The 21,508-nt window shown below is 70.7% G+C and carries 19 protein-coding genes and 1 pseudogene; 11 read left to right on the top strand and 9 right to left on the bottom strand.

The window, feature by feature from the left end; translation table 11 throughout:
* Positions 1-361 precede the first annotated feature (361 nt).
* The 5 genes from ACO2SS_RS19380 to ACO2SS_RS19360 are packed head-to-tail and all read left to right on the top strand — an operon-like array spanning position 362 to position 6,602.
* Entirely contained in the window at positions 362-1,633 is a 1,272-nt protein-coding gene (locus ACO2SS_RS19380) for an imelysin family protein (RefSeq protein WP_423279430.1), read from the top strand.
* A gap of 23 nt (positions 1,634-1,656) precedes the next feature.
* Positions 1,657-3,183, top strand: coding sequence for a multicopper oxidase family protein (locus tag ACO2SS_RS19375; protein WP_423279406.1), 1,527 nt, complete (start codon positions 1,657-1,659; stop codon positions 3,181-3,183).
* The gene (locus ACO2SS_RS19370; RefSeq protein WP_423279405.1) at positions 3,183-4,373 is read left to right on the top strand and encodes a di-heme oxidoredictase family protein; all 1,191 of its coding nucleotides are present in this window, start codon (positions 3,183-3,185) and stop codon (positions 4,371-4,373) included. The genes ACO2SS_RS19375 and ACO2SS_RS19370 overlap by 1 nt, the downstream gene beginning before the upstream one ends.
* Complete coding sequence (locus ACO2SS_RS19365) at positions 4,370-5,467, top strand: imelysin family protein (RefSeq protein WP_423279404.1); 1,098 nt, start codon at positions 4,370-4,372, stop codon at positions 5,465-5,467. Before ACO2SS_RS19370 ends, ACO2SS_RS19365 begins: the two co-directional genes overlap by 4 nt.
* Position 5,468: 1 nt before the next feature.
* Complete coding sequence (locus tag ACO2SS_RS19360) at positions 5,469-6,602, top strand: DUF1513 domain-containing protein (protein WP_423279403.1); 1,134 nt, start codon at positions 5,469-5,471, stop codon at positions 6,600-6,602.
* A gap of 5 nt (positions 6,603-6,607) precedes the next feature.
* On the opposite strand, the gene ACO2SS_RS19355 is transcribed toward ACO2SS_RS19360, so the two are convergent.
* Positions 6,608-9,055: a heavy metal translocating P-type ATPase gene (locus ACO2SS_RS19355; protein WP_423279402.1), complete on the bottom strand. Its 2,448-nt coding sequence runs from the start codon at positions 9,053-9,055 to the stop codon at positions 6,608-6,610.
* Between the two features lie 133 nt (positions 9,056-9,188).
* On the bottom strand, positions 9,189-9,488 hold the full coding sequence (locus tag ACO2SS_RS19350; protein ID WP_423279401.1) for a hypothetical protein: 300 nt from the start codon (positions 9,486-9,488) through the stop codon (positions 9,189-9,191).
* A gap of 120 nt (positions 9,489-9,608) precedes the next feature.
* Between ACO2SS_RS19350 and ACO2SS_RS19345 the strand changes: the two genes are divergently transcribed.
* Positions 9,609-10,604 (top strand): DUF808 domain-containing protein, encoded by a 996-nt coding sequence (locus ACO2SS_RS19345; RefSeq protein WP_423279400.1) that lies wholly within the window; start codon positions 9,609-9,611, stop codon positions 10,602-10,604.
* A gap of 53 nt (positions 10,605-10,657) precedes the next feature.
* Here the strand turns inward: ACO2SS_RS19345 and ACO2SS_RS19340 are convergent, their stop codons facing one another.
* The 3 genes from ACO2SS_RS19340 to ACO2SS_RS19330 are packed head-to-tail and all read right to left on the bottom strand — an operon-like array spanning position 10,658 to position 13,686.
* Entirely contained in the window at positions 10,658-10,948 is a 291-nt protein-coding gene (locus tag ACO2SS_RS19340; RefSeq protein WP_423279399.1) for a type II toxin-antitoxin system HicB family antitoxin, read from the bottom strand.
* A gap of 6 nt (positions 10,949-10,954) precedes the next feature.
* Positions 10,955-11,149 carry a type II toxin-antitoxin system HicA family toxin gene (locus ACO2SS_RS19335; protein ID WP_423279398.1) on the bottom strand — a complete coding sequence of 65 codons (195 nt, stop codon included), beginning with the start codon at positions 11,147-11,149 and terminating at the stop codon, positions 10,955-10,957.
* Positions 11,150-11,163: 14 nt separating this feature from the next.
* Entirely contained in the window at positions 11,164-13,686 is a 2,523-nt protein-coding gene (locus ACO2SS_RS19330) for an ATP-dependent helicase (protein ID WP_423279397.1), read from the bottom strand.
* A 148-nt stretch (positions 13,687-13,834) separates the two neighbouring features.
* Here ACO2SS_RS19330 and ACO2SS_RS19325 point away from each other — a divergent pair, with 148 nt between their 5' ends.
* The 3 genes and pseudogenes from ACO2SS_RS19325 to ACO2SS_RS19315 all read left to right on the top strand — a co-directional run bounded on the left by ACO2SS_RS19325 (position 13,835) and on the right by ACO2SS_RS19315 (position 14,762).
* Complete coding sequence (locus ACO2SS_RS19325) at positions 13,835-14,095, top strand: hypothetical protein (RefSeq protein ID WP_423279396.1); 261 nt, start codon at positions 13,835-13,837, stop codon at positions 14,093-14,095.
* Between the two features lie 77 nt (positions 14,096-14,172).
* A pseudogene (locus ACO2SS_RS19320) lies at positions 14,173-14,580 on the top strand (hypothetical protein); the annotation flags it as partial.
* Between the two features lie 68 nt (positions 14,581-14,648).
* Positions 14,649-14,762, top strand: a complete 114-nt coding sequence (locus ACO2SS_RS19315) for a hypothetical protein (RefSeq protein ID WP_423279429.1) — start codon at positions 14,649-14,651, stop codon at positions 14,760-14,762.
* Here ACO2SS_RS19315 and ACO2SS_RS19310 read toward each other — a convergent pair.
* On the bottom strand, positions 14,750-15,304 hold the full coding sequence (locus tag ACO2SS_RS19310; protein ID WP_423279395.1) for a thioesterase family protein: 555 nt from the start codon (positions 15,302-15,304) through the stop codon (positions 14,750-14,752). The two genes, ACO2SS_RS19315 and ACO2SS_RS19310, sit on opposite strands and share 13 nt — an antisense overlap.
* 183 nt (positions 15,305-15,487) lie before the next feature.
* On the opposite strand from ACO2SS_RS19310, the gene ACO2SS_RS19305 reads away from it, so the two are divergent.
* Together ACO2SS_RS19305 and ACO2SS_RS19300 are read left to right on the top strand one after the other, a co-directional pair.
* On the top strand, positions 15,488-16,912 hold the full coding sequence (locus ACO2SS_RS19305; RefSeq protein WP_423279394.1) for an FAD-binding oxidoreductase: 1,425 nt from the start codon (positions 15,488-15,490) through the stop codon (positions 16,910-16,912).
* A gap of 30 nt (positions 16,913-16,942) precedes the next feature.
* The gene (locus ACO2SS_RS19300) at positions 16,943-20,497 is read left to right on the top strand and encodes an AsmA family protein (RefSeq protein ID WP_423279393.1); all 3,555 of its coding nucleotides are present in this window, start codon (positions 16,943-16,945) and stop codon (positions 20,495-20,497) included.
* Here the strand turns inward: ACO2SS_RS19300 and ACO2SS_RS19295 are convergent, their stop codons facing one another.
* The 3 genes from ACO2SS_RS19295 to ACO2SS_RS19285 all read right to left on the bottom strand — a co-directional run bounded on the left by ACO2SS_RS19295 (position 20,498) and on the right by ACO2SS_RS19285 (position 21,506).
* Positions 20,498-20,896 (bottom strand): hypothetical protein, encoded by a 399-nt coding sequence (locus tag ACO2SS_RS19295; RefSeq protein WP_423279392.1) that lies wholly within the window; start codon positions 20,894-20,896, stop codon positions 20,498-20,500. It abuts the gene before it with no gap.
* 174 nt (positions 20,897-21,070) lie between these two features.
* Complete coding sequence (locus ACO2SS_RS19290; RefSeq protein WP_423279391.1) at positions 21,071-21,319, bottom strand: ribbon-helix-helix domain-containing protein; 249 nt, start codon at positions 21,317-21,319, stop codon at positions 21,071-21,073.
* A complete protein-coding gene (locus ACO2SS_RS19285) occupies positions 21,309-21,506 on the bottom strand; it encodes a DUF4169 family protein (protein WP_423279390.1) in 198 nt (65 codons plus the stop codon). Before ACO2SS_RS19285 ends, ACO2SS_RS19290 begins: the two co-directional genes overlap by 11 nt.
* Positions 21,507-21,508 lie beyond the last annotated feature (2 nt).

Below are 21,508 nucleotides of genomic sequence, written 5' to 3'. Positions count from 1 at the left end.
CGTTTGCCCAGACATCCGCCAAGCCGGCACGGGACGCAAGACGCCCGCATCGCGGCGGCCCCGTCGTCGCGACGGCAGCCCGACTTGGTCGCGTTCTGTAGATCCGGCGCGCACCTTAGATTTTTGATTAGAAAAAATACAATCTATGCAGGTGCAGGTCTGAGTTGTGGCGTGGAGCTACTTGGATATCGCGGGGCGGATTGTAGCAGTTGGACGCGAGAGTGCCCGTTTGACTTGACCCGCTTGCCGCCGGAGTGCAACGGACGGGGCCAGTTCGACGCGACGCGGGCAAAACTTCGCCCGTGAGATCTGAGACGACCGTCTGCCGAACTGAGACCTTGGGGAGCAAATCGTGGGCCTTGTGCGTCGCTTATGTCTCGCTGCCGTCGTGGCGGCGACCTGTGGAACCCCCGCCATCGCACAGGCGCCCGAGCCTAAGGCGGTGCTCGGCACCTATGTGGCGATCGCGCGTGCCATGTACGACGACGCCGCCCAGGGAACGCGCGACCTCAAGAAGAGCATTGACGCGTTCCTGGCGAACCCGACGGAAGACACCCTGAAGGCCGCCCGCGAGGCCTGGCTCAAGGCGCGCGTGCCCTACCAGCAGACGGAGGGGTTCCGCTTCGGCAACAAGGCGGTCGACGAGCTAGAGGGCAAGGTGAACGCCTGGCCGCTGGATGAGGGGCTGATCGATTACGTCGACACCGGGAGCTACGGCGAGAGCTCCGACGACAACCCGCTGTTCCGCGCCAACATCATCGCCAACAAGCGCATCCGGGTCGGTCGCAACCAGATCGATGCGAGCAAGATCGACAAGAAGCTGCTGGAGCGCCTGCACGAGGCGGGCGGCGTCGAGGCGAATGTCGCGACCGGCTATCACGCGATCGAGTTCCTCCTCTGGGGCCAGGACCTCAACGGAACCGGCCCCGGGGCCGGCAAGCGGCCCGCGACGGATTATTCGCTCAAGGCCTGCACCAACAAGAACTGCGACCGCCGGCGGGACTATCTGAAGGCCGCGACCGAACTCCTGGTGGAGGATGTCGGGGCGATGGCGAAGCTCTGGGCCCCGGGCGGCAAGGCCGCGGCCGATCTCGCCAAGCAGGACGAGAATAGCGGGCTCGCCACGATCCTCACCGGCATCGGCTCGCTCTCCTACGGCGAACTCGCGGGCGAGCGCATGAAGCTCGGCCTCATCCTCCACGATCCGGAGGAGGAGCACGACTGCTTCGCCGACAACACCCACAACTCGCACTGGTACGACCAGGTCGGCATGGTGGCGATCGTCCACGGCCGCTACGCCCGGCCGGACGGCACGGTCGTGGAAGGCCCCTCTATCCTGCAGCTCGCCGCCGCCAAGGCTCCCGAGGAGGCGCAGCGCCTGGAGGCCGCGATGAAGACCGCCTCCGAGAAGCTCATGGCCATCAAGGCGCGGGCGGATGCCGGTACCGAGGCCTATGACCAGATGATCGGCGAGGGCAACGCCGAAGGAAACCGCATCATCCAGGAGGCGATCGACGCCCTCATCGCGCAGACCCGCGCCGTCGAGGCGGTGGTCGCCAAGCTCGGCCTCAAGATCTCGGTCGGCAACTCGGACAGCCTCGACGACCCGAGCAAGGTCGGAAAGAAGCACTGACCTTGCCCCGCGCGGAGCGCCCTTTGCCGAAGCCGCTGACCCGGAGGGGGCTCCTGGGAGGGAGTGCGGCGGCGGCAGCGGCCCTCTGCGCCGCGCCCTTCGTCCGGACCGTGCGGGCCGCTGCCGACGACCGCCTCGGCGGCCTTCCCGTCCGGCCCCCGTCCGGTCTTCCGGCCCGCACGCACGAGATGACGCTCGTGGCGGCCGAGCGGGAGGGCGCCGTGCTGGGGCCCGGCCGGCCGCAAAGCCGGCTCTGGTCCTTCGGTCGCCCGGGGGAGCCCGTCATACCGGTGATCCGGACCCGGGTCGGCGACCGCATCCGGGCGCGGCTGGAGAATCGGCTGCCCGTCCACACCTCCATCCACTGGCACGGGATCCGGGTGCCGAACGGCATGGATGGCGTTCCGTACCTGACCCAGCCGCCCGTGCAGCCGGGCGAAAGCTTCGCCTACGACGTCCCGCTGGAGGATGCGGGGACGTTCTTCCTCCATCCGCATTGCGACGAATCCGGCCAGTCCGGCCGCGGCCTCATGGCCGTGCTGATCGTCGAGGGCGACGCCCCGGACGGCTATGCGGATTCCGACCTGGTCCTCGCCGTCAAGGATTGGCGGCTGGACGATGACGGCTCCTTTCTTCCCTTCGAGACGAAGGAGGGGGCCGGGCGCGCGGGCACCTTCGGCACGGTGCGGGGGACGAACGGGCAGGCCGGTCCCATGCGGGCGAGCGTGCCGACGGGCGGACTCGTGCGCCTGCGGGTGCTGAACGTCGACCCCACGCGCATCCTGCAGCTCGGCGTCGAGGGCGGCGAAGCGGCGTTGATCGCCACGGACGGCCAGGCGCTGCAGCCCGTCTCCCTCAACGACCTCCAGGATGGCGTCTGGCGGCTCGGCCCGGCCATGCGGGCCGATCTCCTGATCCAGGCCCCCGCACGCGCCGGGGAGAGGCTGCGGGTGATGGATTACGGCTCGGCCGAACCATGGCTCGCGGCGGAATTGACGGCTGCCGGCCCGCGTCTCGGGCGCCCGGCCTTCGAGCCCCGGCCGCTCTATGCCTCCGTGATGCCGCGGCCCGCCGATCCGGGCGCGGCGGAGCGCCTGAGCTTCACCTTCGGGGCAAGCTCGGGCCAGGACGCGGCGGCCGAGATCGCGGCCGGGCTGCCGCCTGGCGACCCGCTCGCCAAGGTCCTGCTGGACAATCTCTGCGTCAAAGACACGAGCCTCTGGGCGATCAACAAGGTGCCATGGCCCGCAGGCCCGAACGCCGCGCTGCCCCCGCCCCTCGGCGGGCTGGTTGCCGGCCGGCCCTACCTGGCCGAGTGGATCAACACGACGCCCCATCCGCACCCGATCCATTTTCACGGGCACACATTCGAGGTGCTGTCCTATTCGCGGCAGAAGGCGATGCCGCGGCATCTCGCCGACACCGTCCTTATCAATCCGCGCGAGCGGGTCGAGGTGGCGTTCACGGCGGCGCCCGGAGACTGGATGCTCCATTGCCACATCCTGGAGCACCTCGAATACGGCATGATGGGCTATCTGAGGGTGGCCTGATGCGGCGCCTGTCCGCCGCCGCGCTGCTCATCCCCTTGTGCCTCGCTGCCGCGGCAGCCGGCGCGGCAGGCGACCTCGACAGGGCCATCGGTGCGGCCCTGTTCAAGCGGGCCTGGGTTCCCGCACCTTCCTCGACGCGCGCGAATGACGGCCTCGGGCCGCTGCACAATGCCCGTTCCTGCCTCGCCTGCCATGGCGGCATGGCCCGCCAGCCCGTCCGCCTGGACGAGGCGGGGGTCGTGCTGGGCGAGAACCTCGTGCTTCGTCTCTCCGACCGGGAGGGGCGGCCCGATCCGGTCTATGGGGTGCAGCTCCAGACATCCGGCCTACCCGGCGTGCCGGGGGAGGGGCGGGCGGTCCGGTCCGGTTCCGGCTACGCGGCGCGGGACCTCGCCTATGGGCCGATCGCACCGACGACGCGTGTCGGGGCCCGGCTCGCTCCCGCCCTGTCCGGCCTCGGCCTTCTCGAACAGGTGCCCGAGAGCGCCATCCTGGCGATTGCGGACGAGCAGGGCCGCAGCCCGGACGGAATCCGCGGCCGGCCGAACTGGCTCTCCGCCCCCGACGGAAGCCGCCGGCTCGGACGGTTCGGCCTCAAGGCATCGCTGCCGACGCTCGCCGAGCAGGTCGAGGCGGCCTTCGAGCTCGACCTCGGCATGTCCACGCCGGGCCGGAACAGGCCGGCTGGCGATTGCACACCCGCGCAGCCGGCATGCCTCGCCGCACCAACGGGCGCGGAGTACGGCAAGCCGGAGATCGCGGCGGAGCTCGTCGACCTCCTGACCCATTTCCTGGCTGCGAGGCCCGCCCCGGAGGCCAAGGCCGCGGATCCGGCCGGCTCCGCGCTCTTTGAGGCCATCGGTTGCGCCATGTGCCACAGGCCGAGCCTGCCGTCCGCAAGGGGGGCTGTGTCGGCCTATACGGACCTCCTCCTGCACGATCTCGGCCCGGAGCTTGATGGCGGCGCCACCGAGCCCGGTGTCGCACCCACCGAGTGGCGCACGGCACCCCTCTGGGGCATTTCCGGGACGATCGCCGGCGGCGCCGGCCTCCTCCATGACGGGCGCGCCCGGACGGTCGCCGACGCCGTCGCGCATCACGGCGGCGAGGCCGCTTCGGCCCGCGCCCGCTTTCGTGCGCTCTCGCCGCTTGATCGCGAGCGCCTTCTCGCCTTCGTGAGCTCCCTATGACGAAGACCGGCCTTTCGACCCGCCGTGGCGCCCTCGCGCTGCTCGGCGCCATGGCTCTCCTGCCTTCCGGGCGGTCCCTGGCGCAGGAAACCGCCAAGAGGTCCCAGCGCGACATCTCCCTCCACATCGCCCGCGCGCTGGTCATTCCGCAGTACCGGGCGCTGGCCGACGCCATGGGCCGGCAGGCCGCCGCCTGGCGCGCGTTCCGGGCGAATCCCGGTTCGGGCACGGATGGCGTGAAAGCCGCCTACCAGGGCGCTGCAGACGCCTGGTCGGCCGCCGAGGATATCCGCTCGGGCCCGATCGCCGAGGACAATCGCTACGAGCGCATGGCGCATTGGCCCGAGCGCCGGAATGCCGTGAGCCGGGCACTGGCATCCCTTCTCGCCGGGGAGGAGCCGATCACGCCCGAGCGCCTGCGGCGGGCGAGCGTCGCCGGGCAGGGCCTGACCGCGCTGGAGCGCCTCCTCTATGGCGAGAGAGAGGGCGGCGCCGCGGCTGCGGCCCGGGAGCTCTCGGCCTCCTCGCCGGCCGGGGCGCGCCGGCGCGAACTTGGCCTCGCCATCGCGGAGGGCCTCGAGCGGATCGCGAACGAGGTGCTGGCGGCCTGGACGGGCTCCGAACTCGCCCGCTGGGAAAAGGCGAGCCCCGACGAGGCGCGGGAGAACCTGACGCGCCTCGCGACCGACCACCTCGCGACCCTGGAGGTGATCCAGGACGCGAAGATCAACACCGTGCTGGGCAAGGATCCGGACGAGACGCGCCCGCTCCTGGCGGAGGGCTGGCGCTCCGGCCGCTCGCTGCGGGCCATCCAGATCAACCTGGAGGCCGCCGAGGCCTTCATCCGGGCGGCGCTCGCGCATGACGACGAGCGCCTGCCGGGCGCGGTGGCCGGCTTCGCCACGGCGCGTTCGCTCGCCGACGGCCTTGCCGGGCAGCCCGTCCCGATCGGGCAGCTCGCCGCCGACCGGGCCGGGCGGATGCGCCTCGTCCTCCTGCGCGACGCAGTCGGCTCCGCCCGGGAGGTGTCGGGGCCTGCCCTGTCGGAGGGCCTCGACGTGACGATCGGCTTCAACAGCCAGGACGGGGATTGAGATGATCGAGCGGCGCACCTTCCTGGCGCAGCTCGGCGCCACGCTCGCTTCCGGCCTCGGGGCCGGGACCGCCCGGGCGGGAGCCGCGCCGCCGGTCTTCATCTCGGCCGCCATGCCGACCTCCGAGCGGGACGGGGCGGCCGTGAACGCCTTCGACCTCGACGGGCGGCTCCTCTTCTCGACGCGCCTGCCGGACCGCGGCCACGATGCCACGGCCCGGCCGAACGCGGCCGAGATCGTCGTCTTCGCCCGCCGGCCCGGCAACTGGGCGGCGATCATCGACCGGAGAACGGGCGAGGTCCGGCGGGTGGTCACCTCGCCCCCCGGCCGGCACTTTTTCGGCCACGGCGCCTACTCGCCGGATGGGCGGCTCCTCTACGCGACGGAGAACGACATCGCGAGCGGGCAGGGGGTGCTCGGCATCTACGACGCGAGTGCCGGGTATGTCCGGGTCGGCGAGATGCCGACCCACGGCCTCGGGCCGCATGATCTCGGCCTGCTGCCGGCGGGCACGATGCTGGTCGCCAATGGCGGGACTCGCACGCAGCCGGAGACCGGGCGCGAGATCCTGAACCCCGAGACCATGCGGCCGAGCCTCGCCGTGGTGGACCTCAAGGGCGGCGAGCCTCGCCATGTCGTCGAACTCGGGCCGGAGTTGCGCGGCCTCAGCATCCGCCACCTCGCGATCGCGCCGGACGGGCAGGCGGCCTTCGCCTGCCAGTGGGAAGGCGCCCCGGACGAGGGTCCTCTGCTCGTCGGTCTCTTCGATCCGGACGGCCGAGCCCGTTTCCTCGAGATGCCGGAGGACGATCTCGCGGCGCTCGACAACTATGTCGGCTCCGTCGCGCTGAGCGGCTCCGAGCGCATCGTCGCGGCGACCTCACCGAAGGGGGGCACGGTCGCGTTCTGGGAGCGGGCCAGCGGCCGGTATCTCGGCCGCCGGAAGCTGCCGGACGTCTGCGGCCTCGCGGCAGCCGCGCCAGGCCTCGGCGCCTCCGAGCTCTTCGTCGTCACCTCCGGCCACGGCGGCACATACCTGGCCGGAGCGGGCAACCGGGACCTCTCCCGCTTCGGCGCCCAGGTGCTCGGCCGGGAAGCCTGGGACAACCACGTCCTTCCGCTAATCCCGGCCTGATCCCCTCAGCGCGCTCCGAGATCCAGGCTTCGCAGCCGCAGCGCATTGCCGATGACGCTCACCGAGGAGAGCGCCATCGCGGCCGCGGCGATCACCGGCGAGAGCAGGAGCCCGAACGCCGGATAGAGCACGCCGGCCGCGATCGGCACGCCCGCCCCGTTGTAGATGAAGGCGAAGAAGAGGTTCTGCCGGATGTTGCGCATCACCGCCCGGGAGAGGCGGAGGGCGCTGACGATGCCGGTGAGGTCGCCCCGGAGCAGCGTCACGCCGGCGCTTTCCATCGCGACATCCGTTCCCGTCCCCATGGCGATCCCGACATCGGCGGCAGCCAGCGCCGGGGCATCGTTCACCCCGTCGCCCGCCATGGCGACGACCTTGCCCTCGCCCTTGTAGCGGTCCACCACGGCGGCCTTCCCGTCCGGCAGCACCTCCGCCTCGACGTCGTCGATCCCGAGCTTCGCCGCGACCGCCTTGGCGGTGGTCCAGTTGTCGCCGGTCAGCATGACGATCCGGATGCCCTCCTTCCGCAGCGCCGCGAGCGCCCCGGGGGTCGTCGCCTTGACCGGGTCGGCGATGCCCAGGGTCCCGGCCAGCACGCCGTCGATCGCCGCGAAGATCGCCGTCGCCCCGTCGCGGCGCAGGCGCTCCGCCTCCTCTGCGAGGCCCGCCGCCTCCGTTCCCTGCTCGTGCAGGAAGCCGGCATTGCCGATCGCGACCCGCCGCCCCTCGACGGTGCCGACCGCGCCCTTGCCGGCGGGGGATTCGAAATCGGAGACCGGCGCGAGCTGGAGCTTCCGGGCGGACGCGGCCTCGACGATGGCCCGGGCCAGCGGATGCTCGCTCGCCCGCTCCACGCTGGCGACGAGCCGGAGCAGTTCCGCCTCGTCGATGCCCGCGGCCGGCACGATGGCCGTCACGGCCGGCTTGCCTTCGGTCAGCGTCCCCGTCTTGTCGATGACCAGCGTGTCGATCTTCTCCATGCGCTCGAGCGCTTCCGCATTGCGGATGAGCACGCCGGCCGCCGCGCCTCGCCCGACGCCGACCATGATCGACATGGGCGTCGCGAGGCCGAGGGCGCAGGGGCAGGCGATGATCAGGACCGCGACGGCCGCCAGCACCGCATAGGTGAGGCGCGGCTCCGGACCGAAGAACCACCAGGCCGCGAAGGCCAGCAGCGCCACCGCGATCACGGCCGGCACGAACCAGCCCGCGACCTGGTCGGCGAGACGCTGGATGGGCGCGCGCGAGCGCTGGGCATCGGCCACGAGCTGGACGATGCGGGCGAGCATCGTCTCGCGCCCGACCCGGTTGGCCTTGATCACCAGAGCGCCGCTCTGGTTGACGGTCCCGCCGATGACATGCGCCCCGGCGGTCTTGGTGACCGGCATCGACTCGCCCGTGACCATGGACTCGTCCAGGGAGGAGCGGCCGTCGAGCACAGTGCCGTCGACCGGCACCTTCTCGCCCGGGCGGACGCGCAGCCTGTCGCCGACCATTACCGCGTCGAGCTGCACCTCCTCCTCCGTGTCGTCCGGGCGAAGGCGGCGGGCCGTCTTGGGCGACAGGTCGAGCAGCGCCCGGATGGCGCTGCCGGTGCTGTCGCGCGCCCGCAGCTCGAGCACCTGCCCGAGGAGGACGAGCACCGTGATGACGGCCGCCGCCTCGAAATAGACCGGCACGGCGCCATCGGGCGTGCGCACGGCCTCCGGGAAAAGGCCGGGCGCGAGTGTCGCAACCAGGCTGTAGAGCCACGCCGCGCCCGTCCCGATGGCGATCAGGGTGAACATGTTGAGGTTGCGGCTGACGATGGAGCGCCAGCCGCGCTCGAAGAACGGCCAGCCCGCCCAGAGCACGACCGGCGTCGCCAGCACGAGCTGGATCCAGTTGGATGTCTGCTGCCCGAGCCGGTGCGTCAGGCCGAAGAGGTGCCCGCCCATCTCCAGCACGAAGACGGGGATCGTGAGGGCGAGGCCGATCCAGAGCCGGCGCTTGAAATCGACGAGCTCGGGGCTCGGCCCCGTTTCCGCCGTGGCCAGGAGCGGCTCCAGCGCCATGCCGCAGATCGGGCACGAGCCCGGCCCCTCCTGCCTGATCTCCGGATGCATCGGGCAGGTGTAGATCGTGCCCGGTGGTACCGGGGCGGCCGCCTTCTCCTGCGGCGTCAGGTAGCGCTCCGGGTCGGCGGTGAACTTCGCCTGGCAGCCGGCAGAGCAGAAGTAATAGGGGTGGCCGTCATGCTCCGCCCGGTACTTGGCCGTATGCGGATCGACCCACATCCCGCAGACCGGGTCCTTCACCTTGCCGGCCTGGGCGGCCGGCTCATGATGATGGCCCGCACCATGGTCGTGCGCGTCATCATGTCCGCCGCAGCAGCCGGACGGCGCGGGAGCGGGCTTGCCGCCGCTGATTGAACCCTCTGTGGCGCCGTGATGGTGCGCGTGAGCCATGACCATGCCCTCTGTTGCCGCCGATGTGGCCCTTCCAATCATGGGAGGGTCAAGGGTGGCGGCGTCGGCTGGGAAAAGTCGGGTGATCCCGAAGCCCTTGGACCTGGCGCTTGCGGCAAGGGCGGGCGCGTCCGCCGGATCAGTGACGCGTGCCCGTCGTCTTCAGAAGTGCTGCGGCGCGTTCCAGTTCCTCGTTGAAAGCCTCGCTCGCGGCTTCCGTCCAGGCTTCGACAATCTCCTGGGAGAGGCCGGAATCGGCGAGCGTCTGGGCACGCCGGAGGATGGCCGTCACGCCGTCCACGCCGATCCCCGTCAGCTCGGCATCCGGTACATCGTCACGCAACATCCCGGCCGCGGTCTCCTGGCCGATCATCCGCCCGAAGTGCTCGCCGTCGCTCCGGGCGCTATCTACGTCGTCCAGAACAGGAACGTCCGCCATCCGTCAGGCTTACTGCAGGACGCGGCCGGATAGGAAGCGGGGATGGCTCGGCAGCGGGCGCGGCCGAGACCGGCCCGTCCGCTTGCGCTAGCCTGCCGCAGCCGCGCTGAAGGAGGTCTCGTGAGCATCGGGTTGATTGCGCTTCTCGACGATGTGGCCGCCTTGGCGAAGGTCGCGGCGGCATCGCTCGATGACGTGGTGGGGCAGGCCGCCAAGGCAGGCGCAAAGGCCGCAGGCGTGGTCATCGACGATGCGGCCGTCACGCCGCGCTATGTGGTCGGCTTCTCGGCGGCGCGCGAACTCCCGATCGTCGGCCGGATCGCGGTCGGGTCGCTGAAGAACAAGCTCCTGATCCTCCTGCCCGTGGCGCTCGCCCTCAGCGTCTTCGCGCCCTGGGCGATCACCCCGCTCCTGATGCTGGGCGGCGCCTACCTGGCCTATGAGGGGGCGGAAAAGGTCTTCGAGGCGCTCTTCCCGCATGAGGCCGATGCCCACGAGGCGCAACTCACGCCGATCGCCGTGAACGCCAAGACGCTCGAGGAGCAGAAGGTGGCCAGCGCCATCAAGACGGATTTCATCCTCTCGGCCGAGATCATGGCGATCACGCTCGCGGCCATCCCGGAAGGCGGGATCGTGATGCGGGCGGTCGTGCTGGCCGTCGTCGCCATCGGGATCACGGTCGCCGTCTATGGCGGCGTCGCCCTCATCGTGAAGGCCGACGATGCCGGGGTGGTGCTCGCCGCGAACACCTCGCCATCCGTGTTCGGCCGCATCTCCCGCGCGGTGGGCCGCATGCTCGTCCGCGGCATGCCCGTGTTCCTGAAGGTCCTCGGGATCGTCGGCACCGCCGCCATGATCTGGGTCGGCGGCGGGATCCTGGTGCATGGCCTCGAGGAATATGGCCTCACGGCGATCGGCCACTTCATCCACCATCTGGCGGAGATCGCCGGGCATGCCGTCCCGGCGATCGGCGGGGCCGTCGAGTGGATCGTGACGGCAGCCGGTTCGGGCGTGGTCGGCCTCGCGGTGGGCGCAGCCCTCATCCCGATCACCAGCCTCCTCCTCGCCCCCGCATGGCGCTGGGGCTCGGGGCTGCTCCGGACGAGGCCGGCTTAGCGCCCGCGAAATGCAGCCGTTAGCGGCCGCGGCCGTGCTGAAGTGCGTGGCTTCTAGGCTGCATCCCGGACAGGAGCGAGAAACGGGATCGCGGCGACGACTGCATCCTGGCTCTCAGAAATAAACTCACTATCCGTCCGAAGCGCGTCGAGTGTACGGGGGCGAGGGAAAGAGTGGCCGGTCAACTCCTCCCAGTCCTCGGCCGCGAAGGCGAGGGCCTCGCTCGCCTGCTCGATGACCTCGTCGAGCGTGTCGCCCGCGGCCACGACGCCGGGGACGTCGGGAAATGAGGCGCCGAAGCAGGATGTCGGATCCTTATGGATCAGGGCGATGTAGTGGGGCATTGCTGCTCAATCCCGGGACCAGCCCGCCTGCCTGTATATGCTCTGGACCGTGCCGATGGGAACGTCCCGCTTCGGGTGCGGAACGATCACGGTCCGGCGAGTACTCGGATTGAAGAACTTGTGATGCGATCCACGCGTCGAGATCAGCGTGAACCCTTCCTTCCTGAGACGAGAGATGATGTCGCGGCTATCGGTCAGCACGGATCATCTCTGATCTACCCCGACCGCTCCACAAAACTGTCCAGCACCATCTTCCGTCCGGCCTTGTCGAAATCGACCGTGAGCTTGTTGCCGTCGATGGCAGCCACGGTGCCGGGGCCGAACTTCATGTGCAGCACGCGCTGGCCGATCTCGTAGGCCGAGGGCGCGCCGGTCGATTTCGCCAGGATCTCGCCCTCGATCAGCATCGGGCCGCCGCGCCCGCCCGGGCCCTTGCGGGCCCCTCTGGACGAGGTGCCGAAGCCCTCGTTGTAGCGGGAGCGCCCACCGCCATCGCCCCAGCGGCCTGAATAGCCGCCGTCGGAGAAACCGCCGCGGCTGTCCTCGTCCGCGATGCCGGCGGCCTGCGTCCACTGGCTCGAGCCGAACCCGCCGCCCGCATTGGCGCGCGCCTGGGCGCGCTGCCAGCCCGGCGTCGCATAGCTCGATCCGAAGGGCGTCATGCCTTCGAAGCGCGAGGAGCGGCCGGCCGAATAGGCGGCGGGCGCGTCCGTCACCTCGACATGCTGTTCCGGCAGCTCGTCGATGAAGCGCGAGGGCACGGTCGTGTTCCAGAGCCCGTGCACGCGCCGGTTCGTGGCGAAGTAGATCTTCGCCCGCTTCCTGGCCCGGGTCAGGCCGACATGGGCGAGACGGCGCTCTTCCTCGAGGCCGGCGCGGCCGCTCTCGTCCAGGGCGCGCTGGTTCGGGAACAGCCCTTCCTCCCAGCCCGGCAGGAACACGGTGTCGAATTCGAGCCCCTTGGCGGCATGCAGCGTCATGATGGAGACGCGGTCCTGCCCCTCCGTCTCGTTCGCGTCCATGACGAGCGAGATGTGTTCCAGGAACGAAGCGAGGTCCGGGAACTCCTCCATGGAGCGGACGAGCTCCTTAAGGTTGTCGAGCCGCCCGGCCGCATCGGCCGACTTCTCCTTCTGCCACATGTCCGTGTAGCCGGATTCCTCCAGGATCTGCGCCGCGAGGTCGTGGTGCGAGGTCCGGTCCATGAGGGAGCGCCAGCGGTCGAACGAGGCCATCAGGTCCCGCAGGGCCTTCCTGGGCTTCGGCTTCATCTCGTCGGATTCGGCGAGATAGCGGGCGGCCTGCATCAGCGGCACGCGGGCGGCGCGTGAATGAGCGTGGAGCTGCTGCAGGCAGGCCTCGCCGAGGCCCCGCTTCGGCACGTTGACGATGCGCTCGAAGGCGAGGTCGTCGGCAGGCTGCGCGGTCGCCCGGAGATAGGCGAGGGCGTCGCGGATCTCGGCCCGCTCGTAGAAGCGCGGGCCGCCGATCACCCGGTAGGGCAGGCCGAGCTGGACGAAGCGGTCCTCCAGCTCGCGCATCTGCGCCGAGATGCGGACGAGCACGGCGACCTGAGCCAGGCTCTCCTTGCGGGCCTGGATCGCCTCGATCTCCTCCGAGATGAGGCGCGCCTCCTCCTCCGAATCCCACGCGCCCGTGACCGTGACCTTGTCGCCCGGCTCGTCCTCCGTGTGGAGCGTCTTGCCGAGGCGGTCCTGGTTCTTGGCGATGAGCCCGGAGGCGGCCGCGAGGATGTGGCCTGTCGAGCGATAGTTGCGCTCCAGGCGGATCACGGTCGCGCCCGGAAAGTCGTGTTCGAAGCGCAGGATGTTGTCGACCTCGGCGCCGCGCCAGCCATAGATCGACTGGTCGTCGTCGCCGACGCAGCAGAGGTTCTTCCGCGCCTGCGCAAGCAGCCTCAGCCACAGATACTGCGCGACGTTCGTGTCCTGGTACTCGTCGACCAGGATGTAGCGGAAGCGCTGGTGATACTGGTCCAGCACGTCGGGGTTGTCGCGCCAGAGCCGCAGGCATTCGAGCAGGAGGTCGCCGAAATCGACGGCGTTCAGCGTCTTCAGCCGCTCCTGGTAGGCGGCGTAGAGGGACGCCCCGCGGCCGTTGGCGAAGGAGGCGGCCTCGCCGGGCTGCACCTCCTTCGGCTGCAATCCGCGGTTCTTCCAGCCGTCGATGAAGGAGGCGAGGGCGCGCGCCGGCCAGCGCTTCTCGTCGATCCCGTCCGCCGTGATCACCTGTTTCAGCAGCCGGAGCTGGTCGTCGACGCCGAGGATCGTGAAGTCGGAGCGCAGTCCGACGAGCTCGGCATGGCGGCGCAGGACCTTGGTGCCGATGGCGTGGAACGTGCCGAGCCAGGGCATGCCTTCGCCCGCCGGCCCGACCAGCGCCGCGATGCGCTCCTTCATCTCGCGCGCGGCCTTGTTGGTGAAGGTCACGGCGAGGATGTTCGAAGGCCACGCCTTCCCGGTCGCGATCAGGTGCGCGATGCGGGTCGTGAGCACGCGCGTCTTGCCGGTGCCGGCGCCGGCCAGCACGAGCACGGGACCTTCCGTGGCCTCCACGGCCTGGCGCTGCTCGGGGTTGAGGCCGCCGAGATATCCGCCGGGCCCGGCGGAGGGTGGCGCGACGGCAGCCCGGGCCCGCTCCGAGATGGAGGGACGGCGGGGCTCGTCCGATTGCGGCTCGACGAAGTCGGGCGCGGGGAGGGCGCTGGCGCGATTCATCGTCTCATCTCTGGATCAAATCGCGAACGCCGTCGAGGCGCGCAGGGTCGCGCCTGCGACCGTACCTGTGGGATTTCGCCGCGAACCCGTGCGGGCGAGGCGGGTTTAGCCCCATATAGGCACGAGGTCACCCGCTCAGGAGAGCATCATGAGAATGGCCATCATCGGTATGACGCTGGCAGCGGGTTTTGCCGGCGCGACCCCAGCCCTCGCGCAGATCGAGCGTCTGCCCGAGACGAGCCGCTCGGAGGCCCAGGCGGGCGCGATCAACCGCTCGCTGGATGCGCAGAGCCGCTCGCGCATTCAGACCCAGCAGAACCAGTTCGAGATCAACTCGCTGCGCAACGAGAGTTCGCGCGCGACCGCGCCGATCGTCGTCGCGCCGCCGATCGCGGTCCCGGTGCGCTGACGCGTCCCGCCGCGTTCTTGACCCCGGGTCGGCCGGCTCGCAAGATCGACGCGTTCAAGTGAGCCGGGTGTGGCTTCATGTCCGCGACTGCGAAAGCACGGCCGACCGATGACGTGATGTTCGTTCGCAAGGCGCCGTCGGCAGTTCTTCCCGAACTGACGATGGTCGTTCTCCTGCGACCGGCACACACGGACAGCGGGGTCATCAAGCCCGCGGGCTCCACCGGCGCGATCGTCGGCATTTGGGGCGACGGGCAAGCCTACGAGGTTGAATTCAGGGAGCCTCAGGGGGGCACTCGCGACCGTTCCCGCCGGCGATCTGCGTCCGGCCTGAGCGAGGTGGTCGAGCGGCCGCCCGAACTTGCAGTCAGCGCGACGAAGCTCCTTCGCTACCTTCTCGATCCCGATCACCCGGTGGGCGGGCCCAAGGCCGTCTTCTTTCTCGGTCAGGGCTTCGCGGTCTCCGATGCGCCCGCACTGGCGCGCGCTCTGATCGAGATCACGCCACGGGCGGGACCGTCACCCGGACCGAGACGCAGCACGGTTCGAAGTTCATCTTCGAAGGGCCCCTCACTACACCCTCTGGGAAGAGGCCGAATATCCGCTCCGTTTGGTTGCAGAGTTCTCCAGGGAGTGCGGCCAGCCTCGTGACAGCCTATCCGATCTGATCCGGGCTGGTGACGGATGGCGCATTGCTGGCGCCCGCCCGCCCCGCCTTGATGCCGACCGAGCGGCCGAGGCCGGGCGGGCGCGGCAGGCAGTCGTGGCGCGCCTTCACGGCCGCGAGCTTCTGCAGGATGTCGTCCGGAAAGGGCGCGACCCGCCGCGTCTCCATGTCGACATGCAGGAAGAGCTGCTCGCAGGTGGCCGCGACCCAGCCTTCGGCGAGGTGATGCGACTCGAAATAGGCGTGGATGCGCTTCTGGTCGAAATCGACGATGCGGACCGTGGTGCGGGTCACCGCGTCGGCCGGAAGTTCGCGCACATAGACGGTGTGCAGCTCGGCCGTGAAATAGGAAGCGTTGCGCGCCTTCAGGTATTCCGCCCCGAGTCCCACGACCTCGAAGGCTTCGTCCACGGCCCGGTCGAAGAGGACATGGTAATAGGCCATGTTCATGTGGCCGTTATAGTCGATCCAGCCGGGCTCCACCCGGACCGGCGATGCGACGTACGGGGCGAAAACGAAGACGGGCTCCTCGGCCGGCGACACGTGTTCCTCCTGGTCGATTCCCTCAACACCATCGCGGCGGCGACGCCAAGCCGAGAGTGACCGCGGGCACGTCGCGGCACCGCGTTCCGCGTCGGAATGGGACAGTGTTGCGCCCCTGCCACGTCTGCTAGGCTCCCGGCAGGCTATGCCGACAGGCAAGCCTTCGTCCGGATCGCCTCGACAATGAACGCCACGACCTCTTTTGGGCCAGCACAGCGCCTGCGCCCCGACGCGGAGACGATCGCGGAGCTGACCGGCCAGCTGACCAGCCGCTACGGCAATCGCGTGGTGACCAGCCTGGCGGTGCGCCAGCAGCACGCCCACACGACCACCTGGCTCGAGAACCAGCCGCCCGACATCGTCGTGCTGCCCGAGACCACGGAAGAAGTGGCGGAGATCGTCCGTCTCTGCGCGGCCCGGAAGGTGCCGGTCATCCCGTTCGGGACGGGAACCTCGCTCGAGGGCCATCTCAACGCGCCGTTCGGCGGCGTGTCCGTCGATACGAGCCTGATGAAGCGGCTCGTCGCGGTTCATCCGGAGGACCTCGATTGCGTGATCGAGCCCGGCATCACCCGCAAGGAGCTGAACGAGCAGCTGCGCGACACGGGGCTGTTCTTCCCCATCGATCCCGGCGCCGACGCGTCCCTCGGCGGCATGGTGGCGACGCGCGCCTCCGGCACGAACGCCGTCCGCTACGGCACGATGAAGGACAACGTGCTGGCCCTCACGGTCGTGACGCCGGACGGGGCGATCGTGAGGACCGGCAGCCGCGCCAAGAAGAGCTCCGCCGGATACGATCTGACGCGGCTCTTCGTCGGCGCCGAGGGCACGCTCGGCATCGTCACGGAGATCACGCTTCGCCTGCAGGGAATCCCGGAGGCGATCTCGGCCGGCATCTGCTCCTTCCCGAGCGTGAAGGATGCCTGCGATGCGGTGATCGCCACCATCCAGTCCGCCCTGCCGATCGCCCGCATCGAGCTGCTCGACGAGGTGCAGGTCAGGGCCGTAAACGCCTATTCCAAGCTGACCATGCCCGAGTCGCCGCTGCTGCTCTTCGAGTTCCACGGCACCAATTCGGGCGTCACCGAGCAGGCGGAGCGGTTCGGCGAGATCTGCGCGGAGTTCGGCGGCGGCGGCTTCGAATGGGCCACCCGCGCCGAGGACCGCACGCGCCTCTGGCAGGCGCGGCACGACGTCTACTGGGCCTCGCTCGGGCTTCGGCCCGGCGCCAAGGGCGTCGCGAGCGATGTCTGCGTGCCGATCTCGCGCCTCGCGGAGTGCCTCGCGGAGACGAAGCGCGACATCCAGGAGCATGGGATGATCGCGCCCATCGCGGGCCATGTCGGCGACGGCAACTTCCACGTCATGCCGCTCGTGATGATGGACGATCCGGCCGAGGTGAAGATGGCGGAGGACTTCATGCATCGGCTCGTCGAGCGTGCCATCGCCATGGAGGGCACCTGCACGGGCGAGCACGGCGTCGGCCAAGGCAAAATGAAGTATCTGAAGGCCGAGCACGGCGAGAACGCGCTCGAAATGATGCGGCTCCTCAAGCGCTCGATCGACCCGGACAACATCATGAATCCGGGCAAGATCGTGGGCGCCTGACGCCGGCTGGAAGACCCGGAGGGCCGCCGCTTGCGCGACCTGCTGACAGTCCTGGCCGGGCTCATCATCCTGGTGCTGGTCGCGGCCCTGGCGGTGCCGCCCTTCATCGATTGGCGCGGCCAGCGGCACTATGTGGATGCCGTCCTGTCGCGGGCGGCAGGGTTCGACGTCCGCACGGACGGCGCCATCGAGATCCGCCTGCTGCCCATCCCTAGGCTCACGCTGGAGCGGTTGCGCATGGGGCAGGCATCCTCCCATGACGCCTCGCTCGACGCCCAGGCCGTCGATACGCGGATCGCCCTCACGCCCCTGCTGTCGGGCGAGGTGCGGTTCATGGGCAGCCAGGTCCGCCGGATGGAGATCAAGCTCCCGACCGGCACCGGGACCAACTGGCGGGTTCCCCGTTCGCTCCTCTCGGACGAGACCCTGAGGCGCAGCTGGATCTTCGAGGATCTCGCGATCGGCCAGCTCCTCCTGACCAATGTCGACCCGCGGACGGGACGAACCGACCAAGCCTATGCCGAGCGGGTCCAGGTCCAGTCGCAATCGCTCGCCGGGCCATGGCGGGCGGAGGGGCAGGTGGATTCCACCCGCTTCACGCTGGTCACGGGCGAGATCGCGCCCTCCGGGCCGACGGTGCTGAAGCTCTCGACGGAAGGCGAGGGCCAGCCTCGCGTCAGCCTCGATGCCCGCATGTTCCTCGAACGGGACGGAGCCTTGCTCGTGCCGCGGTTCGAGGGCGCGGCGCGCGTCGTCGGGCCGGCCGATATCGTGGCCGTTCCCTACACGGCCGCGGCGACGTTCAAGACGGACGGGCCGGCCGCCGTGATCGACACTCTCTCGGTCGAGGCGGGAGAGGGCGGTGCGCCGCTGCGCCTGTCCGGCTCGGGCCGCTTCGATGGAGGGGACCGCCTCCTGTCCGTCCACTTGGAGGGGCGCCGCGTCGATCTCGACACGCTTCTCGCCGCCTACCGGGACGCGCCCGAGGAGCGCCGCCGCGCCTCGCGCATCCAGCCGCCAGTCCCGATCGAGATCGGCCTGAAGCTCGACGGCCTCGCCCTTGCCGGGGAGGAACTCGCCGGGGTGACGGGGCGGGTTTCGCTCGCCCAGGAGCGGCTCGGCATCGAGCGGCTCGACTTCACGGCCCCCGGCCAGACGCGCGTTTCGGCCAGCGGAGAGATCTCGCTCGCGAGCGGACCGGCCGCGAATGGCCGCGTCGCGCTCTCGACGCGGTCGGCCGACAGGCTGGCCTCCTATCTCGCCCGGCTCGGGATCGCGGATATCGGGGCGGAGGCCCTGGCCGGCCGGGCGCTCGAAGCCTCGGGCGACCTCGTCGCCTCGGACACGGTGGTCTCGGTCCGCAACCTCCAGCTTCGCCTCGGTGACGCCACCCTGACGGGCGCCGTGCGATACACGGCACCGGAAACCTCCGCCCGCGGCCGCGTCGATGCGCAGATCGCGCTGCGCGGGCTCGACCTGGACGTTCTGCCCCGGCTGACCGGCATCTTCGATGCCGGCCGGGCGATGGATTTCGGCCTGACGCTCGATGCGCGCGATGTCGGCTACGGCGCCGGCGAGCGGGGCGGGCGCATCTCGGCGCGCCTGTCCTCCGAGGATGGAGGCGTCGCGATCGACGTGCTGGAGATCGCCGACCTCGCCGGGGCGAATGCGAGCCTGCGTGGCCGGATCACGCCGGACGGGGCCGGCCGGATCGGCGGCCGCCTGCGGGCCCGCAGGGCCGATCCCCTGATCGCCCTCGTCGGCCGGGCTTCCCTGGGCGGCATCGCGGAGATCGTGCCCCGCTTCCTGCGCGAGGCGCCGCTCGAGGCAGCCGTCCTGGTGACGAGCACGCCGCGGAACGCCGGGGATCCGGCGCTCGTCACCAAGCTCAGCGGCACGGCCGGCGGGGGCGGCCTGGAGGCGGAGGCGACCTCGGTGCAGGGCCGCATCTCGGAGCTCCGCGCCACGCTCTCGACGGCCGAGGCCGGGGGCTGGTTCGGCAGCGCGGACGCGGCAAGACGGATCGGGCCGGCCCGGCTCGAACTCGCGGGAAAGCGGGAGGGCTCGGGCCGCCTCCGGCTCGACCTGAACGGGGACGTCGCGGGCCTCCGGGTCGCGACGCGGGAGAGCTTCGGCCTCTCTCTCGACGACGACGAGGTCGAGAGCGGCGAGGCTCAGCTCTCGACCGCGGATCTGCGCCCCCTGCTCGGGCGTCTCGGCCAGGACCTCGCCAAGCCGGTCGATGCCGAGATCAGGGCGCGGCTCGGCCGGCGGCAGGACATGCCGCGCTACGAGCTCACCGGCCGTGTCGGCGAGAGCGTCGTGGAGGCGGACCTGTCCGGCCCGACGCCGCGCGACCTGTCCGGCCGGATCCTGCTCGGCCGCATCTCCCTGCCTTGGCTCCTGTCCTCCCTGGCGCTCGGCGCGGAGGGGGAGCGCCCGGCTGCCTCCAATGCGGCCTGGTCCAGCGAGCGTTTCGGCCCGGCGCTCGACCTGCCCTTCGGCGGCCGCGTCACCGTCCGGGCCGCGACGGCCGAACTCGGGCGCGGGCTCACGGCGGACCGTGCCGAATTTTCCCTCGCCACCACGCCCGACGGCATCGCGATCGGCGATTTCGGGGCCAACGTGCTCGGCGGACGCCTGACGGGATCGCTGACGGTGGCGCGGCAGGGCGGGCGGGCCTCCCTGATGGGCGAGGGCTCCACGGCGGGCATGAGCCTGTCCTCGCTCCTCGGGCCGCCCTTCTCGGGCCGGCTCAGCGGGACGCTCCGCTTCGGCGGCGCGGGCGAGAGTCCGGCCGGTATCGTGGCGAGCCTCGGCGGCGCGGGCACGGCGGAGCTCGAGAACCTGGAGATCGCGGCCGCCGATCCCGGCGCCATCCTGCGCGCCGTGCAGCGCGCCTTGCGCAGCGACGACACCCTCGTGCCGGCCCGCCTCCAGGCGCTCGCATCCGCGGAGCTCGACCGCGCGCCGCTGAAGAGCACCAAGGCGCAGGGCCAGGCGACGCTCGTGTCCGGTGCGCTGCGGCTGTCGCCCCTCGTCGCCGAATCCGATGCCGCGACATGGCAAGGCTCCGCCGGGATCGACCTGCGCACCCTGACGCTGGACGTGCGCGGCACGCTGACCGCCCGGGAGCTGCCGCCGAAATGGTCCGGCGCGCCGCCTTATCTCAGCCTCGGCTGGGCCGGTCCGGTCGGACGGGCCGCCCGCAGGATCGATGTCGGGCCGCTGACCAACGGCCTCGCCTCGGTGGTGCTGGCGCGCGAGCTCGACCGGATCGAGACCTTCGAGCTGGATGCCGCGGAGCGGATGCGGCTCAATTCCCGCGTCGAGATGGACCGGGCCCGGCGCGCCGCGGCGGAAGAGGCTGCGCGCCTCGCGCGCCAGCGGGAAGAGGCGGAGCGCCAGCGCCTCGAAGCCGAGCGCCAGCGGCAGGAGGCGGAGCGCGCGCGGCTCGATGCCGAGCACATCATGGGTGGGGCGAACCGGCCGCACGAGGCGCCGGCAACGCGTTCGCCGGTGCTCGCGCCTCCGGTGGAGATCAGGCCGCCCGCGCAGGGCGGCGCACCCGCTTCGGGCGGCTGATCAGGGCCGCGGGCAGCGGGTCAGCTTCATCAGGCCGCCCGCATCCTCGCCTCCGGCGAAGAAGCTGGAATCCAGGCGGATCGCGTCGGAGCCGTCGACCACGAAGCTCCAGGTATCGGCCTCGCGCGTATCCGCCTTCGTCAGGCGCACCAGGAGCTGGCGGCCATCGAGCGCCGTCGAGTAATCGCCCGCGACGCGCTCTCTCGTGCCCGGACCTTGCAGGGCCACGATGTCCCGGCCGTCGAATTCGAGAAACAGCCCGGCCTCGGCGCAGGCCTTTCCCTCGGCAGCCCAGCGTCCGGTGAGGTCGAAGCCCGTATTCGCGGCGAGGCCCGGCGAAGCCGCCAGCAGCGCGGCGGAGAGGCCGGCGGCCGGCAGCAGAAGGAAGGACAGGCGCATCGCTTTCGGCTCCATCGCGGAGCGGGCAAGCTCCCGCCGCGCGGTTCGTGGCCGCCCGGGCATGGCCGGGGCGGACCTAGCCCTCAAATTCGAGCGAGCCGATAAATGCCCCCTTAAGGATTGCGGCGCCGGCGCGGCAGGTTCGCCGCATGGTGAATCGAAGATGAGCGGGGCCTACGCCCCTCTGGAAGCGGCGGCAGCGAGGTCCATGTAGCTCCGCAGGACATGGAGGCGGATCGCGGAGGACAGGTTGTTCTCCCCGCGTCCGCGGTCGATCTCCGCCACCAGGGCCTGGACGGAGAGTCCGCGCGACCTGGCAAGCTGGCCGAGCGCGTCCCAGAACGGCTCCTCCAGCGAGACGCTGGTGCGGTGGCCCGCGATGGCGAGAGAACGCTTCTTCAGGCCGGCGCCGTCAGCCGGCATCCGGCTCATCGGTCCGCTTCAGCCGGTGGCCTTCGTGGCGGGCCACGAACAGCTTGTCGTTGGCCTCGCGCTTCTTCTTCTCGGCCTTGGTCAGGCCGAACTTGGCGCGGTTCTTCTCGGCCTCGCGCTCGGCTTCGGCGCGCTCGCGCGCCTTGCGGGCCTGGCGCAGGTTGATGATCTCGGCCATTC

This window comes from Enterovirga sp. CN4-39 (assembly GCF_049446235.1).
Lineage (GTDB): Bacteria > Pseudomonadota > Alphaproteobacteria > Rhizobiales > Beijerinckiaceae > Enterovirga.
Note: the sequence above shows the minus strand (reverse complement) of the source record. Positions and strands in the feature narration are given on the sequence as shown.

Coding starts and splice junctions, on each gene's coding strand:
- ACO2SS_RS19365 (WP_423279404.1), top strand. CDS start 4,370: ATGACGAAGACCGGCCTTTCGACCCGCCGTGGCGCCCTCGCGCTGCTC.
- ACO2SS_RS19305 (WP_423279394.1), top strand. CDS start 15,488: ATGAACGCCACGACCTCTTTTGGGCCAGCACAGCGCCTGCGCCCCGAC.
- ACO2SS_RS19340 (WP_423279399.1), bottom strand. CDS start 10,948: ATGCCCCACTACATCGCCCTGATCCATAAGGATCCGACATCCTGCTTC.
- ACO2SS_RS19285 (WP_423279390.1), bottom strand. CDS start 21,506: ATGGCCGAGATCATCAACCTGCGCCAGGCCCGCAAGGCGCGCGAGCGC.
- ACO2SS_RS19350 (WP_423279401.1), bottom strand. CDS start 9,488: ATGGCGGACGTTCCTGTTCTGGACGACGTAGATAGCGCCCGGAGCGAC.
- ACO2SS_RS19325 (WP_423279396.1), top strand. CDS start 13,835: ATGAGAATGGCCATCATCGGTATGACGCTGGCAGCGGGTTTTGCCGGC.
- ACO2SS_RS19290 (WP_423279391.1), bottom strand. CDS start 21,319: ATGCCGGCTGACGGCGCCGGCCTGAAGAAGCGTTCTCTCGCCATCGCG.
- ACO2SS_RS19370 (WP_423279405.1), top strand. CDS start 3,183: ATGCGGCGCCTGTCCGCCGCCGCGCTGCTCATCCCCTTGTGCCTCGCT.
- ACO2SS_RS19360 (WP_423279403.1), top strand. CDS start 5,469: ATGATCGAGCGGCGCACCTTCCTGGCGCAGCTCGGCGCCACGCTCGCT.
- ACO2SS_RS19295 (WP_423279392.1), bottom strand. CDS start 20,896: ATGCGCCTGTCCTTCCTTCTGCTGCCGGCCGCCGGCCTCTCCGCCGCG.
- ACO2SS_RS19330 (WP_423279397.1), bottom strand. CDS start 13,686: ATGAATCGCGCCAGCGCCCTCCCCGCGCCCGACTTCGTCGAGCCGCAA.
- ACO2SS_RS19355 (WP_423279402.1), bottom strand. CDS start 9,055: ATGGTCATGGCTCACGCGCACCATCACGGCGCCACAGAGGGTTCAATC.